At 62.3% G+C, this 16,924-nt stretch carries 11 protein-coding genes; 8 read left to right on the top strand and 3 right to left on the bottom strand.

Going from position 1 to position 16,924, the window contains the following annotated elements:
• Positions 1 to 44: 44 nt before the first annotated feature.
• Positions 45 to 527: a sigma-70 family RNA polymerase sigma factor gene (locus tag HFK74_RS11875; protein WP_180203662.1), complete on the bottom strand. Its 483-nt coding sequence runs from the start codon at positions 525 to 527 to the stop codon at positions 45 to 47.
• Between the two features lie 366 nt (positions 528 to 893).
• On the opposite strand from HFK74_RS11875, the gene HFK74_RS11880 reads away from it, so the two are divergent.
• Genes HFK74_RS11880 through HFK74_RS11890 form a run of 3 tightly spaced genes read left to right on the top strand, consistent with a single transcriptional unit; the run spans position 894 to position 5,442 of the window.
• Positions 894 to 2,066: an efflux RND transporter periplasmic adaptor subunit gene (locus HFK74_RS11880; protein WP_180203663.1), complete on the top strand. Its 1,173-nt coding sequence runs from the start codon at positions 894 to 896 to the stop codon at positions 2,064 to 2,066.
• Positions 2,067 to 4,040, top strand: coding sequence for a MacB family efflux pump subunit (locus HFK74_RS11885; protein WP_180203664.1), 1,974 nt, complete (start codon positions 2,067 to 2,069; stop codon positions 4,038 to 4,040).
• A gap of 7 nt (positions 4,041 to 4,047) precedes the next feature.
• Positions 4,048 to 5,442 (top strand): efflux transporter outer membrane subunit, encoded by a 1,395-nt coding sequence (locus tag HFK74_RS11890; protein ID WP_180203665.1) that lies wholly within the window; start codon positions 4,048 to 4,050, stop codon positions 5,440 to 5,442.
• Positions 5,443 to 5,553: 111 nt separating this feature from the next.
• Here the strand turns inward: HFK74_RS11890 and HFK74_RS11895 are convergent, their stop codons facing one another.
• Entirely contained in the window at positions 5,554 to 7,173 is a 1,620-nt protein-coding gene (locus tag HFK74_RS11895; protein ID WP_180203666.1) for a PvdJ/PvdD/PvdP-like protein, read from the bottom strand.
• A gap of 264 nt (positions 7,174 to 7,437) precedes the next feature.
• Here HFK74_RS11895 and pvdM point away from each other — a divergent pair, with 264 nt between their 5' ends.
• From pvdM to HFK74_RS11920, 5 genes are all read left to right on the top strand, one after another.
• Positions 7,438 to 8,787, top strand: coding sequence for a pyoverdine-tailoring dipeptidase-like protein PvdM (pvdM, locus tag HFK74_RS11900; protein ID WP_180203667.1), 1,350 nt, complete (start codon positions 7,438 to 7,440; stop codon positions 8,785 to 8,787).
• A gap of 29 nt (positions 8,788 to 8,816) precedes the next feature.
• Complete coding sequence (locus HFK74_RS11905; protein WP_180203668.1) at positions 8,817 to 10,109, top strand: aminotransferase class V-fold PLP-dependent enzyme; 1,293 nt, start codon at positions 8,817 to 8,819, stop codon at positions 10,107 to 10,109.
• 169 nt (positions 10,110 to 10,278) lie between these two features.
• Positions 10,279 to 11,154 (top strand): formylglycine-generating enzyme family protein, encoded by an 876-nt coding sequence (locus HFK74_RS11910; RefSeq protein ID WP_180203669.1) that lies wholly within the window; start codon positions 10,279 to 10,281, stop codon positions 11,152 to 11,154.
• A gap of 195 nt (positions 11,155 to 11,349) precedes the next feature.
• A complete protein-coding gene (locus HFK74_RS11915; RefSeq protein WP_008056186.1) occupies positions 11,350 to 12,999 on the top strand; it encodes a cyclic peptide export ABC transporter in 1,650 nt (549 codons plus the stop codon).
• A 116-nt stretch (positions 13,000 to 13,115) separates the two neighbouring features.
• Entirely contained in the window at positions 13,116 to 15,599 is a 2,484-nt protein-coding gene (locus tag HFK74_RS11920) for a TonB-dependent siderophore receptor (protein ID WP_180203670.1), read from the top strand.
• Positions 15,600 to 15,863: 264 nt separating this feature from the next.
• Here the strand turns inward: HFK74_RS11920 and HFK74_RS11925 are convergent, their stop codons facing one another.
• The gene (locus HFK74_RS11925) at positions 15,864 to 16,820 is read right to left on the bottom strand and encodes an alpha/beta hydrolase (protein WP_180203671.1); all 957 of its coding nucleotides are present in this window, start codon (positions 16,818 to 16,820) and stop codon (positions 15,864 to 15,866) included.
• Positions 16,821 to 16,924: the final 104 nt, after the last annotated feature.

A 16,924-nucleotide genomic window follows, 5' to 3' on the forward strand; every position in this document is an offset into this window, starting at 1 on the left:
ACAGTGAAATGAAATTTAACGAAATTTTGACAAACCGGCTGGGATCAATGCCCATCCCATTGGCGCATCCGCACCCGGCAATGCTTCATCGCATTGACGATGTGTTTCTCCACCAGAGCCTTGGAAATGCCTAGGCGTTCGGAGATCTGCGGGTGTGACAGGCCTTCGATCTTGCGCAGCAGGAAACTCTCGCGACACAGCCGGGGCAATTCCGCCAGGGCGCGCTGGAGCATGTCCAGGCGCTGGCCATGGTCGAGGCTACTGAGGGGCGATGGGCTGAAATAGCGCTCTTCGTTGTCGAGCACTTCCAGCGACTCGACCTGGCGCAATGCATTGCGTCGGTGATCGTCGATCACGAGGTTCAAGGCCGTGCGGTAAAGGAAGGCCCGGGGCTGCTCGATCGGCGTGTCGCTGGAGCGTTCCAGGACTCGCAGATAAGCGTCATGCACCACATCTTCGGCCACCTGGCGGTTGCCGAGCTTGGCGTTGAGGAAACACACCAGCTCTCGATAGTAGTTTTCCAACATGACTCCCGTCCGCAGGGGTGCGGTTTCTGTCCTTGAGCCCGTTCTTCGCCCACAAAAACAGACAGTGGCACGATAGTGGCAATTTGAAGTGCGTAATTTATAGTAATTCTCATATAGATTTAAAGTATTGCTTTGTCTTGCCCGACAAATAGTAGGAGCTGCCGAAGGCTGCGATCTTTTGATCTTCTGCTTTTGATCGTTCCCACGCTCTGCGTGGGAACGATCAGTGAGGTAAGTCACAGGTGTTACGCCTTATGTCCGCGGCTAAATTCCCCGCTTCTTTCATCGTATAAAGGACAGCTCCCCGTCTCTGCCCGAACCTTGCGCGCTGAACGACGGGCCGAAATCCTTTGGCCGGAACCCTGCATGAATCGTCCCCGTCACACCCGACGCGCCCTGCTTGTAGCACTCAGCCTGATCCCTGTTATCGCCGTCGCGGCCTGGCAGTTCATCCCGCCCGGGCGTGACCAGTTCGCCACCGTGCAGGTCACCCGCGCCGACATCGAAAGCAGTGTCACGGCCTTGGGTACCCTGCAACCCAGGCGTTATGTCGATGTCGGCGCCCAGGCGTCCGGGCAGATTCAAAAGATCCATGTGGAAGTCGGGGACGTGGTCAAGGAAGGCCAGTTGCTGGTGGAGATCGATCCCTCCACGCAACAGGCCAAACTCGATGCCGGGCGTTTCTCCATCGAAAACCTCAAGGCGCAGCTGCAGGAGCAACGCGCGCAACACGACCTCGCCGAACAGAAGTACCAGCGTCAGCAGAACCTCAAGGCCGGCAATGCCACCCGCGAAGAAGACGTGCAGACCGCCCGGGCCGAACTGCGTGCGACCCAGGCGCGCATCGACATGTTCCAGGCGCAGATTCGCCAGGCCCAGGCCAGCCTGCGCAGCGATCAGGCCGAGCTCGGCTATACCCGGATCTATGCGCCGATGTCCGGCACCGTGGTCGCACTGGATGCCCGGGAAGGCCAGACCCTCAACGCCCAGCAACAGACCCCGCTGATTTTGCGCATCGCCAAGCTGTCGCCGATGACCGTGTGGGCCGAAGTCTCCGAAGCCGACATCGGCCACGTCAAACCCGGCATGAACGCCTGGTTCACCACCCTCAGCGGCGGCACCCGGCGCTGGAAAAGCACCGTACGGCAGATTCTGCCGGTACCGCCCAAACCCCTGGACCAGACCAGCCAGGGCGGCGGCAGCCCAGCCAGCTCGAGCAAAAGCGGCAGCGCGCGGGTGGTGCTGTACACCGTGCTACTGGACGTCGACAACGCCGACAACGCGCTGATGGCGGAAATGACCACCCAGGTATTTTTCGTCGCAGACCAGGCGCAGAACGTCCTGACCGCACCGATCGCCGCCCTGCAGGCCGGCGAGCAAGCCGACAGCCAGACCGCGCAAGTGGTGGCCAAAAACGGCAGCATCGAACAGCGCAATGTCCGCACCGGCATCAGCGACCGCCTGCGGGTGCAGATCCTCGACGGCCTGCAGGAAGGCGATCACTTGCTGATCGGCCCGGCCGACGGGAGTGGCGGTTGAATGCAAACGCCCCTGATCGACCTTTCGGACATCCGCAAAGCCTACGGCGGTGGCGACGCCCCTGAAGTCCACGTGTTGCGCGGCATCGACCTGTCGATCCATGCCGGTGAATTCGTGGCGATCGTCGGCGCCTCCGGTTCCGGCAAGTCGACACTGATGAACATCCTCGGCTGCCTCGACCGTCCGACCTCGGGCGAATACCGCTTCGCCGGAGAAAACGTCGCCGCACTGGACAGTGATGCACTGGCCTGGCTGCGCCGCGAAGCCTTTGGTTTCGTGTTCCAGGGTTACCACCTGATCCCGTCCGGCTCGGCCCAGGAAAACGTCGAAATGCCGGCGATCTACGCAGGCACCCCGGCCGCCGAACGCCATGCCCGCGCCGCCGCCCTGCTCGAGCGCCTCGGCCTGGCCACGCGCACAGGCAATCGTCCGCACCAGCTCTCCGGTGGCCAGCAGCAACGGGTGTCCATTGCCCGCGCCTTGATGAACGGCGGCCACATCATCCTCGCCGACGAACCCACCGGCGCCCTCGACAGCCACAGCGGCAAGGAAGTCATGGCGCTGCTCGATGAGCTGGCGAGCCAGGGTCACGTGGTGATCCTCATCACCCACGACCGCGAGGTGGCGGCGCGGGCCAAGCGCATCATCGAGATCCGCGACGGCCTGATCATCAGCGACAGCGCCCGGGACAACCCCGCCGCGCAAACCTGCGCCAATCCCGGCGCGTTGCAAGCGGTGGATCTGCGCAAGCGCCTGTCTGAAGGCGCGCAAGCCAGCGGCGCCTGGAAAGGCGAACTGGTCGATGCGGTGCAAGCTGCCTGGCGGGTGATGTGGATCAACAAGTTCCGCACCGCGCTGACGCTGCTGGGGATCATCATCGGCGTCGCTTCGGTGGTGGTGATGCTGGCCGTCGGCGAAGGCAGCAAGCGCCAGGTCATGGCGCAGATGGGCGCGTTCGGCTCCAACATCATTTACCTCAGCGGCTCGTCGCCCAACCCGCGAACACCGCAGGGCATCGTCACCCTGGACGAAGTCAAGGCGGTGGCGAGCCTGCCCCAGGTCATGCGCATCATGCCGGTCAACGGCCAGGAAGCCGGGGTCCGTTTCGGTAACCTCGACCACCTGAGTTACGTCGGCGGCAACGACACCAACTTCCCGGCGATCTTCAACTGGCCGGTGGTGCAAGGCAGTTATTTCACCGAGGCCGATGAGCGAAACGCCGCGGCGGTCGCGGTGATCGGCCACAAGGTGCGGACCAAGCTGCTCAAGGACGTGGCCAATCCCATCGGCCAATACATCCTGATCGAAAACGTGCCCTTCCAGGTGGTCGGCGTGCTGGCGGAAAAAGGCGCCAGCTCCGGCGACTCCGACAGTGACGACCGCATCGCCATCCCCTACTCCGCGGCCAGTGTGCGGCTGTTCGGCACCCACAACCCGGAATACATCGCGATTGCCGCCGCCGATGCGCGCAAGGTCAAGGAGACGGAACAGGCCATTGAGCAATTGATGCTGCGCCTGCATAACGGCAAGAAGGATTTCGAGCTGACCAACAACGCGGCGATGATCCAGGCCGAAGCGCGCACGCAAAACACCCTGTCGCTGATGCTCGGTTCGATTGCCGCGATTTCGCTGCTGGTGGGTGGCATCGGCGTGATGAACATCATGCTCATGACCGTCCGCGAACGGACCCGTGAGATCGGCATCCGCATGGCCACCGGCGCCCGCCAGCGCGACATCCTGCGCCAGTTCCTCACCGAAGCGGTGATGCTTTCGGTGGTCGGTGGACTGGCCGGGATCGCCCTGGCGCTGATTGTCGGCGGCGTGCTGATCCTCAGCGAAGTCGCCGTCGCGTTTTCCTTGATAGCGGTGTTGGGCGCCTTCGGCTGCGCCCTGGTCACCGGTGTCGTCTTCGGCTTCATGCCGGCCCGCAAAGCTGCCCGACTCGACCCGGTCACGGCCCTTACCAGTGAATGATCTTTTGATGAAGCCGCAACTGAGTTTGCTGACCCTTTGCCTGCTGCTCGGTGCCTGTGGCACACCTGTCCAGCGTCCGGAGAGCGGCATCGTGCCGCCCTCATCCTGGCAATCGCCCCATGACCAAGGTGCCGCCCGCAGCAATGCGCAATGGTGGAACCGTTTCGGCAGTCCACATCTTGGCCGCTTGATCGAACAAGCCCAGGTCGGCAGCTACGATTTGGCCGCCGCTATTGCCCGAGTACGCCAGGCACAGGCCCAAACGGTAGTCGCCGGCGGCTCGCAGTTGCCCGAGGTCAAGGCCGGCTTGAACGCCAACCGGCAGAAGTTGCTGCGCGGCAACGGCTACAGTCAACTCGACGCCGACAGCGATAACAACGCGGTCGACTACTTCACCGCCAACCTCACGGCCAGTTACGAAATCGATTTCTGGGGTGGCCAGCGCGCTTCCCGCGACAGTGCGCAATTCGCCTTGCGGGCCAGCGAGTTCGATCAGGCGACGGTCGAGTTGACGCTGCTCAGCGGGGTCGCCAACACCTATGCGCAAACATTGTCGTTGCAGGAGCAGAGCCGCATTGCCGAGCTCAATCTGGCCAACGCCCGGAACGTCTTGAAACTGGTGCAGACCCGCTACGACTCAGGTTCGGCGACAGCCCTGGAGCTGGCCCAGCAGAAAAGCCTGGTGGCTGCGCAACAACGGCAGTTGCCGCTGGTGCAGCAACAGGCCATCGACGCGCAGATCAGCCTCGCCACCCTGCTCGGCCGCCCGGTGCAGGAACTGGCGCTGGGCCAGGAACACTTCGATCAATTGTCCTGGCCCGCCATCGACGCGGGCGTCCCCAGCGAATTGCTCAGCCGCCGCCCGGACATAGCCCGGGCCGAAGCGCAACTGGCCGCCGCCCAGGCCGACGTCACCGTCGCCCGCGCCGCGATGTTGCCGACCGTGACCCTGAGCGCGGAAATCGGCTCCGGTGCCGACCGTGCCGGCGACATCCTGCGCAGCCCCTTCTACAACCTCACCGCCGGTTTACTCGCCCCGGTGTTCAACAACGGGCGCCTGGGCGCCGAGCGCGACAAGGCTTTGGGCCGCCAGGAAGAACTGCTGGAAACCTACCGCGGCGCCATCATCAATGGCTTCGCCGACGTGGAAAAAGCCTTGAACAGCATTCGCGGGCTGGACGAACAGCGCCAGTGGCAAAGCGAGGAGCTGAACCAGGCGCAGACCGCGTTCAACATCGCCCAAAGCCGCTATGAAGCGGGGGCCGAGGATTTGCTGACGGTGCTGGAGACGCAACGCACACTGTATGCGGCGCAGGATTTGAATGTGCAGCTGAGGCTGTCGCGGATGCAGGCGAGTATTGCGTTGTACAAGGCGCTTGGGGGTGGGTGGCAGGTTTTGTAGTTGATCGTTCCCACGCTCTGCGTGGGAATGCAGCCCGGGACGCTCTGCGTCCCATCCAGAGCCGAACGCGGAGCGTCCGTTGAGGCATTCCCACGCAGAGCGTGGGAACGATCATGTAACGACCGGCTTGGCCTTCAGATTCCGCGCATACCAAGGCCGCTGCGGCACCTTCCTGAACAGATCCGCCAGCTTCTTCTCATCCTCACCAAAGGTAATCCGCAGCGCCAGCTTCATGGTCTCCGGGTCCATCTCCACCGACTTGCCCGCCTGTAACCCCGGCGTGGTGTTGCAACCATGGGTATCCGGCCCCAGCCACGGGTCATCGATTTCGACCCAGCGCCCCGGCGCGAACCACGGCACGCCATTGACCTCAAGCCGACTCACCTCCCCCGGATGAAAGCGCTCATGGGCACGGAACCAGTCTTCCAGGCGATCGTCGATCCAGCCGTGGAAGTGCCAGAACACCGGGTTCACATGGGACGAAAAAGGATCACCGAGAAAGTCGTTTTCCGGCGCATACCAGCGCGCGGAAAAGTCCGCCGGATCGCGAGCGAACGGCACCGGCTGGCCGTTGGACGGATCGCGCGGCACCGAGGCCCAGCGCATGTGCAGCCAGTCATGCAGGCCCAGCTCCACCTCCGAGCCAAACTGCCCCAGGGTCAACTTCGACAGGTAACGCGGGTCGCGGTACTGCGACTCCCAGACCTGGAAATTGCTGTGGTAGGTCTCGGCGGTCTTGATGTCGCTGACCCACTGCGAATACTCGTCATCGTCTTCGGCCAGCCAGGTAGGCGGCAGCGCCGTGCCGTCATGGTTGTCGAAATAATGGGCGAAGCCGATGCGGTCCCGGAGCAGCTCCGGTTGCGGCAAGGGGAACTGCGTCCACGACGGCAAGTCCTGCATCGAACGCGCGGTGCCGAGCATGTGCCGGTGCATGAAGAAAAAGTCCACGCCGGAGCCGTTGCGATCCTTGCGCGTGCCACGGGCGTCACGCTCCTTGTCCCGCGGCCCGGGCTGCCAGCCAATGCCGCGCAAGGCATTGCGCTTGTCTTCGGGCAAGGTGTGCCATTTATCCCTGGACGCATGCCAGAGCTGGTGGAACAAGCGATGCTCCTGGGACGTCAGCCAGGCCAGCAGCGGCGGATTCAGACCGGTGCGTTCGCGGGCCTCGGGGAACACCTTCTTGACCGCGACGAAGCGATTATCCTGGGCCGTCATCATCAACGGACGATCCAGATCCAGCACGCGACCACTGAGGCTGCCGCTGCCGGCATTGCCGAAACCGGCCCAGACTTCGTCCAGCGTCATGCTGAACTCGTAATCACAACTGCCACGGGCGCTGAGCAAGCGCCAACTCAACTGCGCCGGCTTGACCCCGGCCACATCACCGAGCACCTGATAGCGCGGTGCTTCGTGTGAACGCAAACGCTCGGCGGTGTCGAGAAAACCCACCAGGCCACGGCCCTTGTGGCCGATGTCGAGAAACAGCTCCAGTCCGTCCAGTGGCAAGCCTTCGAGCCCGGCATCACGACCTTCGAAACGGATCTGCCAGACACCGCGCAGCGTATCCGCCAAGCGTTGGCCGGCGACATCCGCCACATCGAACGACGCTTCGCCGGGGGTGATAGTGGGATCCGGCTTCGTCCACTGGCGATGCCCATAAAAAGCCGCGGGCACGGCAGCACCGGTCAGCGCCAGGCCTGCCATGAACCATCGTCGAGAAATCTTCATTGCCCTACCTGTGTCAGCCATGAAGCAGGCTTTATCCAAGCTAGAACGTTTGTTGCCCAGAAAAATTTACGGCGCACCGCTGATGATCGTTCCCACGCTCTGCGTGGGAATGCCTCAACGGACGCTCCGCGTTCGGCTCTTTGGGACGCGGAGCGTCCCGGGCTGCATTCCCACGCAGAGCGTGGGAACGATCCTGCCCTACTAAATTCTCTGGCCAGCCACTCGTTCCTCCCAGATAGCAAAGGCTCCCTGACTGAGACGGCAATGACAAAACCACGTTCGAAAAAGGCTCTTTTCATCGGCCTGCCGCTGGCCCTGGCGATCACCGCGGGGGCAGGCTTTGCGGCCTGGGATTACTGGTTCAAGGACAATCCCGGCTACCCGGTCAAGGTGATGAAGCAGGCCGATGAACTGCATGAGCGCCTTCTCTCGTTCGACAGCCACATCACCGTGCCCATGGATTTCGGCACTGCCGGCAATGAAGCCGACAAGGACGGCAGCGGCCAGTTCGACCTGGTCAAGACCGGGCGCGGACGCCTGTCCGGGGCGGCCCTGACGATTTTCGGCTGGCCGGAAATCTGGAACGGCCCCAACGCACCGCATCGCCCCACCGCCGGCTTCATCGAAGAGGCACGCTTCGAACAGGAAACCCGCTACAAGATCATCAGCGCCCTGGTGCGTGACTTCCCCAACCAGGCCGCCATCGCCTATACCCCCGACGATTTCCGGCGCCTGCATGGCGAAGGCAAGTTCGCGATCTTCCTGAGCATGCTCAACGCCTACCCCCTGGGCAACGACCTCAATGCCCTGGACAAATGGGCTGCGCGGGGCATGCGCATGTTCGGCTTCAGTTATGTGGGCAACAACGCCTGGGCCGATTCGTCCAGGCCGTTGCCGTTCTTCAACGATTCCCGGGATGCCCTCGGCGGTCTCTCGGATATCGGCAAGCAGGCGGTGCACCGTCTCAACGACCTGGGCGTGATCATCGATGTATCGCAGATGTCGACCAAGGCCCTGGAGCAAGTGGCCCGGTTGAGCCGCACGCCGATGGTGGCGTCGCACTCCGCCCCGCGCGCCCTGGTGGACATCCCGCGCAACCTCAGCGACCACGAAATGCAGTTGATCAAGGACAGCGGCGGCGTGGTGCAGATCGTCGGTTTCCCGACCTACATCCGCCCGCTGAGCCAGGCCACCCAGGACAAACTCAACGCCCTGCGTGCGCGTTTCGACCTGCAACCGCTACAAGGCCTGGAGATGGCGTTGATGCCGGGCGACCCGATCATCACCGTATGGTCTGAACAACGTTTCGGCGAATACGCCAGCCAGCTCTACGCCATTGTCGACGAAGAACCCAAGGCCACCCTCAAGGATTACGGCGACGCGATTGACTACGCGGTGAAGAAAATCGGCATCGATCACGTCGGCATCAGTTCCGACTTCAACGATGGCGGCGGCCTGGACGGCTGGAAGGACGTCAGCGAGGCACGCAACGTGACCGCCGAGCTGATCAGCCGCGGCTACAGCGAAGCCGATATCGCCAAACTCTGGGGCGGCAATTTCCTGCGGGTCTGGGATCAGGTCGAAAAAGCCTCCAGGCCCGTCGCCAAAAACTGATGCCACTTTTGCCAAGCGAACCCGAAGCCATGACCAACCGTCGCTCATTCCTCAAGCAGGCCGGCATTCTCGCCGCCGGCCTGCCTCTGGCTGCTTCCGTGTACCCCCCAGCCATAGCCGGCGATCTACAACGGCAGCCGCCGCCTTTGCCCAAGGGCAAATGGGCGCAATTGCGCCAGCTGTTCAATCAAGACCCGGACTACCTGCATTTCGCCAACTTCCTCGTCACCTCGCACCCAACGCCGGTGCGCAACGCGATCGAGATGCACCGCGCCAACATCGACCGCAACCCTGGCCGGGCCATGGACTGGGACCTGCAGGAAACCGAAAAGCGCGAGCACAACGTGCGAGTCTGGGCCGGGCGTTACCTCAACGCCAAACCCGAGCAGATCGCGCTGACCGGCAGTACCACGGAAGGCCTGGCGATGATCTATGGCGGGATACATGTGCGGCCCGACCAGGAAATCCTGGTCAGCGAACATGAGCACTATTCCACCAACTACACCCTGGAATTTCGTCAGCAACGCCAGGGCACGAACGTGCGCAAACTCAAGCTGTTCGAGAACAGTCGCGACATTTCCGTGGACGAAGTGCTGGGTTCGATCGCCCAGGGTATTCGTCCGCAGACCCGCGTGCTGGGCATGACCTGGGTGCAATCGGGCAGCGGGGTGAAACTGCCGATCGGCGAAATCGGCAAACTGGTCGAAGAGCTGAACCGCAAGCGCGACGAGAAAGACCAGATCCTGTATGTGGTCGACGGGGTGCACGGCTTTGGCGTCGAGGACCTCGAGTTTCCCGACATGCACTGCGACTTCTTCATCGCCGGCACGCACAAATGGATGTTCGGCCCCCGTGGCACCGGGATCATTTGCGCCCGCTCCGTCGAGGTCAAGGACGTCACGCCGATCATACCGACCTTCAGCGAATCCACCGACTTCGCGACCATCATGACCCCCGGCGGCTATCACAGTTTCGAACACCGCTGGGCCGCGGACGAAGCGTTCAAGCTGCACCTGGATTTGGGCAAGGCCGAGGTCCAGGCGCGCATTCATGAGCTCAACACCTATGCCAAGGAGCGCCTGCTGGAGCAGCCGCGAATCGAACTGGTCACGCCAAGGAGCCCGCAACTGTCCGCCGGTTTCACCTTCTTCCGGATCAAGGACCAGGACTGCGAAAAGGTCGCCAGCCAACTGATGCAGAACAGCGTGGTCTGCGACTCGGTGGAGCGCGACGTCGGCCCGGTGGTCCGTATCGCTCCTGGGCTGCTCAACAGCGAACACGAAATCGACCGTTTCATGGCGTTGCTCAACAAAACCGCCTGACGCTGCCCGCAACGCCTGGCGCCGACTGCTTTTTTGTAGGAGCCCGGCTTGCCGGCGAAGGCGTCCTTGAAATCGCCTTCGCCGGCAAGCCGGGCTCCTACAGGTACCGGTTCCCGTTCCGGTTTTGGTCCCGGTTTCGCACCCGTTTTTTCTTTGATCGAGATGTCTCATGAACAGTGATCTGCTGTCTCCCCTCAAGGCCCTGGCCCTGACCGCCCTCGTGGCCGGCCTGCTGCCATCTGCCGCACAGGCCGCCACCCCACCGCCCGTAGGCAAGGTATTCAAGGACTGCAAGAACTGCCCGGAAATGGTCGTGCTGCCCGCCGGGACCTTCACCATGGGCACCCCGGATGACGAAGTCGGTCGTGAACCCGATGAAGGTCCGATGCATGCAGTCACCTTCGCCAGACCCTTTGCCATGAGCCGCTTCCAGATCACCGCCGGTGAGTGGGACAGCTATGTGAAGGAAAGCGGCGTGACCATCGCCAGCGGCGATACCCGGCCAGGTCGCGAGTGCGTCGCCAGCAAGCCGCGCTACCCGCAAAGCCCGCGCCAGCCGGCGGTGTGCATGAACTTCGACGACGTGAAGAATTACGTCGCCTGGCTGTCGAAGAAAACCGGGCAGAAATACAGCATGGTCAGCGAAGCCCAGCGTGAATACGCCGCACGCGGCGGCACCTCGGGCCCGTTCCCCTTCCCGTTCGATGAAAGCAAGGGATACAGCATCGCCAAACATGCCAACACCTACGGCCCGGCGGACGGCTACAGCTACAGCTCGCCCGTGGGCAGCTACCCGCCCAACGCCTTCGGTATGTACGACATGCACGGCAATGTCTACGAATGGGTCGAAGACTGCGAACACCCGGACTACGTCGGCGCCCCCACCGATGGCAGCGCCTGGCTGGAACCCAACTGCGAAGCCGTGCGCATCCGCGGCAACGACTGGGGGGAAGCCCCGGTGTTCTCCCGCTCCGGTAACCGCAACAGCCAGTACCCGCAGGAACGTGGGGACTGGATGGGCTTTCGCGTAGTGCGCAATCTCTAAACCCACCCCCGCCCCCCTGTAGGAGCCCGGCTTGCCGGCGAAGGCGTTCTTGAGGACGCCTTCGCCGGCAAGCCGGGCTCCTACAAGGTATGTGTGAAGTCGGCAACCCCGCCACCAGTCGCCCACCCTCTAAATTAACCCCCCGACCAGACGTTCTACTGGGTATCTGCCTTCCGACCCAAGGAACCGTCTTCCATGACCCAGCCTACCCGAGGCGCCATCGGCGAATTGTTCGCCCTGCTCAAACCCTTTCGACTCATCGTCGCCGCGTCCATATTCCTGGGCATGGTCGGTGGCCTGAGCGTCACGGTGTTGCTGGCGACCATCAACAATGCCCTGCATTCGGACAGCGGCCTGACCCAGGGCGTGGTCGCGCTGTTCGCCGGCCTGTGCCTGCTGGCGCTGGCCAGTTCGATCTGCTCCGACATCGGCACCAACTATGTTGGCCAGCACATCATCGCCAAGCTGCGCAAACAGCTGGGCGAGAAGGTGCTGTCGGCGCCGATCGAGCAGATCGAGCGTTACCGCAGCCATCGCCTGATCCCGGTGCTGACCCACGACGTCGACACCATCAGCGACTTCGCCTTCGCCTTCGCGCCACTGGCGATTTCCCTGACCGTGACCCTGGGTTGCATGGGCTACCTGGCGATCCTGTCGTGGCCGATGTTCCTGATCATGGTGGCCGCGATCCTGATTGGTAGCGCGATCCAGGCCTACGCCCAGAGCAAGGGCGTGCAAGGTTTCATGGCCGCCCGCGACGCTGAAGACGAGCTGCAAAAGCACTACAACGCGATTGCCGAAGGCGCCAAGGAACTGCGCATCCACCGCCCACGCCGCCAGCGCATGTTCACCTCGGGCATCAAGGGCACCGCCGAATTCATCTGCAACACCCAGGTGCGTTCGATCAACACCTTCGTCATCGCCAAGACCTTCGGCTCGATGCTGTTCTTCGTGGTCATTGGCCTGGCCCTGGCCCTGCAAACGTTCTGGCCGAGCGCCGACAAGACCGTCATGAGCGGCTTCGTGCTGGTGCTGCTGTACATGAAAGGCCCGCTGGAGCATTTGATCGGCACCCTGCCGATCGTCAGCCGTGCGCAGATCGCTTTCCGCCGCATCGCTGAACTGTCGGAACAATTTTCCACCCCGGAACCGCACCTGTTGCTCAGCGACCAGGGCAAGGTCAAACAAGCCGTGCACGAACTGCAACTGGCGGACGTGCGCTACGCCTTCCCGTCGGTCGAAGGTGCGGCGCCGTTCCAGCTCGGCCCGGTCAACCTGTCGATCAAGCAGGGCGATATCACCTTCATCGTCGGCGAGAACGGCTGCGGCAAGACCACGCTGATCAAGCTGCTGCTGGGCCTGTATACCCCGCAACAGGGGCAGATCCGGGTCAATGGCGAGGCCATCGACGCGCACAACCGCGACGACTATCGCCAGCTGTTCACCACCATCTTCGCCGACTACTACCTGTTCGACGACGTGGTCCAGGGCGACACGCAGATTCCCGAAGACGCCAACAAATACCTGCAGCGCCTGGAGATCGCACACAAGGTCAGCGTCAAGGACGGCAACTTCACCACCACCGACCTATCCACCGGCCAGCGCAAGCGCCTGGCGCTGGTCAATGCCTGGCTGGAAGAGCGGCCAGTGCTGGTGTTCGATGAGTGGGCGGCCGACCAGGACCCGACCTTCCGGCGGATTTTCTACACCGAGTTGCTGCCGGACCTCAAGCGCCTGGGCAAGACCATCATCGTGATCTCCCACGATGACCGTTATTTCGATGTGGCCGACCAACTGGTGCGTATGGAAAGCGGCCGGGTCGTCACCGAGCTGACGGCTGCCTGACCCCAAATGACATTTTTTTCACATTTCTTTTCCGGTTTCTCAATCGCATCTCGTCTTAATAATCATTCCTATTAACAAAAACTCTGCACGACACTTTTCAGGAGCACAGGCAAGTAATGCGATCTCTTCCACGCCATACACCTCTCGCGCTGGCTGTACAGCGCCCGTCACTGCACAAAACGCTGTTGACCAGCGTCCTGCTGACCGCCACGTTGCTGGGGAGCACGATGGCCAACGCAGCACCTGTAAAAGTGAGTATTTCGGTCCAGCCGCTGTCCAGCGCGCTGACCCAACTGGGCATGCAGACCAACCTGCAAATCCTCTACAGCCCGGATCAGGTGGCCGGCATCAAGTCCCGCGCGGTGTCCGGCTCGCTGGAGCCTTCCGCGGCCCTGGCCGAGATGCTCAAGGGCACCGGCATCTCTTTCCAGATCAACGGCAACAGCGTGACGCTGGTGTCGGGTGGCTCGTCGAGCCTGCAACTGGGCGCCACCACCATTTCCGGCCAGGCCCTGGGCCTGACCACTGAAGACACCGGTTCCTACACCACCGGCGCCACCACCACCGCTACCAAGTTGCCGCTGACCATTCGCGAAACACCGCAATCGGTCACCGTGGTGACCCGTCAGCAAATGGACGACCGCGGCGTGCAGAGCGTTGGCGATGCGCTGAAGAATACCCCCGGTATCACGTCCCAGAAGTACGACAGCGACCGTACCGAATTTTCCGCACGGGGCTTTGCCATCACCAACTTTCAGTACGATGGCGTCAACATTCCCTACGACGGCGTGTACGGGGAAAACCCCAACAACACCGACGACGCTGCCAACCTCGACCGCGTCGAAGTCATCAAAGGCGCAACCGGCCTGATGACCGGCGCCGGCGACCCATCCGCCACCGTCAACCTCGTGCGTAAAAAGCCGACCAAGGAGTTCAAGGCTTCGGTCAGCGCCACCGCCGGTTACTGGGACAGCTACCGCACCGAAGGCGATATCTCCGGCTCGCTGACCGAATCCGGCAACGTGCGCGGGCGCTTTGTCGGCGCCATGCAGGACAAAGATTCGTACATCGACCACTACAGCCAGAAGAGAGACCTGTACTACGGTGTTCTCGAAGCCGACCTGACCGACGATACCCTGCTGACCCTGGGCGTCGACAAGTCCAGCGCCACCCCGCGCGGCAGTTCCTGGACCGGTAACACGGTTTACTACGCCGACGGCGGCAAGACCAACTTCTCCCGAAGCTTCAACCCGGGTGCCGACTGGAGCCGTCGTGACTTCGACAGCACCACCTACTTCGCGTCCCTGGAGCAAGCGCTGGCCAATGACTGGAAATTCAAGGCCAGCTTCGACCAGAAAACTACTGATCACGATACTCAACTGGCCTCGGCCAGCGGTGGTTACCCGGACCGCAACACCGGCGAAGGCATGTTCTTTTACCAAGGCCACTGGGAAGGCCATCGCGTACAGAACACTGCTGACGTGAACGTCTCCGGTCCTTTCACCCTGGGCGGTCGCGAGCATGAACTGGTGGCCGGTTTCATGGCCGCCCACTCCCGTCAGACTGGCTCAACCTTTGGTTCCCCCACCGACTCCGATGGACTGGTACCGGGCAACATCTTTGACTGGACAGGCCATATTGCGAAACCGGACTTCCCGAAAAACGGCAAGTACGAGCGCACCCTGAGCCAGAATGGCGCTTACCTGGCCACACGCCTGCGTCCGACCGACGACCTGTCGTTCATCCTCGGCGGCCGTGTCAGCACCTACAAGTACAACGAGGATTACACCTACTACCCAGGCGCCGGCCTGGCCGACACCCACGCCAGCTACAAGGAACACGGCGTCGTCACGCCTTACGCCGGTGTGGTCTATGACCTGGACGATACCTACTCGGTCTACGCCAGCTATACCAGCATTTACCAGCCACAAATCAACAAGGACGCCGATGGCAAGACCCTGGACCCCGTTGAAGGTGACAGCTACGAAACTGGTCTGAAAGCGGCCTACTTCGAAGGCAAACTCAACGCCAGCCTGGCCTTCTTCCGCATCGAGCAGGACAACGTTGCCGAGTCGATCGGCACCAATGAGATTACCGGCGACGGCATTTACAAAGCCGTCGACGGTGCCACCACCAACGGCGTTGAACTGGAACTGGCCGGCGAACTGGCCCAGGACTGGAACGTATCGGCTGGCTACACCTATGCCCGTACTCGCGACAAGGATCACCAACGCATCTTCGGTTTCCCACTGGCCACCAGCAAACCGGAACACGTGGTACGCACCTTCACCACTTACCGCCTGCCCGGCGCACTGGACCAGTTCACCGTCGGTGGCGGTGTCAGCTGGCAGAGCGCGTTTTACGGCCAGAGCTACAGCCCGAACGTAGGCGGCGGCGAAGGCGGCAGCACCATGCTCAAGCAAGGCGGCTACACCCTCGTCGACCTGATGACCCGTTACCAGTACGACGACCACCTGAGCTTCACCGTCAACGCCTACAACGTCTTCGACAAGCGCTACCTGACCGGCCTTGGCAACTTCGGCACCACCTTCTACGGCGAGCCGCGCAACATGCAGATCACCGCGAAGTACGACTTCTGAAGCTGAGCTGAAATGAACAATGCCCGTATCGAGAGATGCGGGCATTTTTGTATGGGCCGATATTTGTGGTGCCTGTGATGACGTCATCGCGAGCAGGCTCGCTCCCACAGGGGATCTGCGGTGTGCACAAAATCCGAGTTCACCTCGGTCAACTGTGGGAGCGAGCCTGCTCGCGATGGCGATTGTTGCCCCACTACGAGTCCCTGCGCCAGGCACAAAAAAGCCGCCATTCCCCACACAGAAATGGCGGCTTTTTACTTCAGGTCAAATCCTTGAACGCATCCACCCCGCCACTTCCACATGTATCCCTTCCACCTCACTCAACAACCCGGCCATGCGCAAGAAGTCATGGGTCATGCCCGATTGTTCCAGCAACGTCACCTCATTCCCCGCCGCCCGCAAGCGCTCGGCATAGGCCAACCCTTCATCATGCAACGGGTCATAACCGGCCAGATACACCAACGCCGGGGCCACACCCGACAAATCCTCGGCCAGCAACGGCGAGCAGCGCCAATCGGCCAGGTCCGCAGGCGTGCGTGCGTAGTGGGCGTAGAACCAGTCCAGGGTTGGGGTTTCCAGCAAGTAACCCTCGGCGAAATCCCGGTGTGAGGCACGATGGGTGGTGGCGTCGGTCACGGGGTACACCAGCAGTTGGGCCTTGGGTTGCAGCGCCAGTTCCTCAGGCTCGCGGACGGCGATGATCGACAACACCGTGGCCAGTGTCGCGCCGACGCTGTCACCGGCCAGTGCCACCCGCGTGGCGTCCAGGCCATGGACCGCGCCTTCGCGAGCCAGCCAGTTGCCGGCGTCGCAGGCGTCTTGCACCGGGGTTGGGAAACGCCATTCGGGGGCCAGGCGATAATCCACGGTCAATACGGCAAAACCGCCCTGGGCCGCCAAGCGACGGCACAGTGCATCGTGGGAGTCGAGGCTGCCGACCACGTAGCCGCCGCCGTGGAAATACAGGACCACCGGATGCAGGCCGTCGACGGTTTGGTCGTCGCGATACAGGCGTGCTGCCAGGCTGTAGCCGTCGCGGGCGGTGATGGTGAAGTTGTCGCAAGCGATGTTGTCCAGCGGCACATCGAGGAATCCGGAGGATGCTTCGAAGTCGATCCGCGCCTGTTGCGGGGTCTGTTCGTGCATCGGGCGGCTTTTGCCGGTGAGGCGGCCGAACTCGGCGAGTTCGAGGAAAGCTTCAAGTTCTGGCAGTAGGGCCATTGGACGAATCCTTTACGTTTCAAGGTAGAAAATCTTGTAATCAACGCGGTCCCTGTAGGAGCTGGCTTGCCAGCGAAGGACTCAAAAGCACCGCGTTTATCCAG

It is taken from the genome of Pseudomonas sp. SbOxS1 (genome assembly GCF_013416725.1).
Lineage (GTDB): Bacteria > Pseudomonadota > Gammaproteobacteria > Pseudomonadales > Pseudomonadaceae > Aquipseudomonas.

Excerpts from the sequence above, each read along its gene's own strand:
- HFK74_RS11875 (WP_180203662.1), bottom strand. The coding sequence starts at position 527 with ATGTTGGAAAACTACTATCGAGAGCTGGTGTGTTTCCTCAACGCCAAG.
- HFK74_RS11880 (WP_180203663.1), top strand. The coding sequence starts at position 894 with ATGAATCGTCCCCGTCACACCCGACGCGCCCTGCTTGTAGCACTCAGC.
- HFK74_RS11885 (WP_180203664.1), top strand. The coding sequence starts at position 2,067 with ATGCAAACGCCCCTGATCGACCTTTCGGACATCCGCAAAGCCTACGGC.
- HFK74_RS11890 (WP_180203665.1), top strand. The coding sequence starts at position 4,048 with ATGAAGCCGCAACTGAGTTTGCTGACCCTTTGCCTGCTGCTCGGTGCC.
- HFK74_RS11895 (WP_180203666.1), bottom strand. The coding sequence starts at position 7,173 with ATGAAGATTTCTCGACGATGGTTCATGGCAGGCCTGGCGCTGACCGGT.
- pvdM (WP_180203667.1), top strand. The coding sequence starts at position 7,438 with ATGACAAAACCACGTTCGAAAAAGGCTCTTTTCATCGGCCTGCCGCTG.
- HFK74_RS11905 (WP_180203668.1), top strand. The coding sequence starts at position 8,817 with ATGACCAACCGTCGCTCATTCCTCAAGCAGGCCGGCATTCTCGCCGCC.
- HFK74_RS11910 (WP_180203669.1), top strand. The coding sequence starts at position 10,279 with ATGAACAGTGATCTGCTGTCTCCCCTCAAGGCCCTGGCCCTGACCGCC.
- HFK74_RS11915 (WP_008056186.1), top strand. The coding sequence starts at position 11,350 with ATGACCCAGCCTACCCGAGGCGCCATCGGCGAATTGTTCGCCCTGCTC.
- HFK74_RS11920 (WP_180203670.1), top strand. The coding sequence starts at position 13,116 with ATGCGATCTCTTCCACGCCATACACCTCTCGCGCTGGCTGTACAGCGC.
- HFK74_RS11925 (WP_180203671.1), bottom strand. The coding sequence starts at position 16,820 with ATGGCCCTACTGCCAGAACTTGAAGCTTTCCTCGAACTCGCCGAGTTC.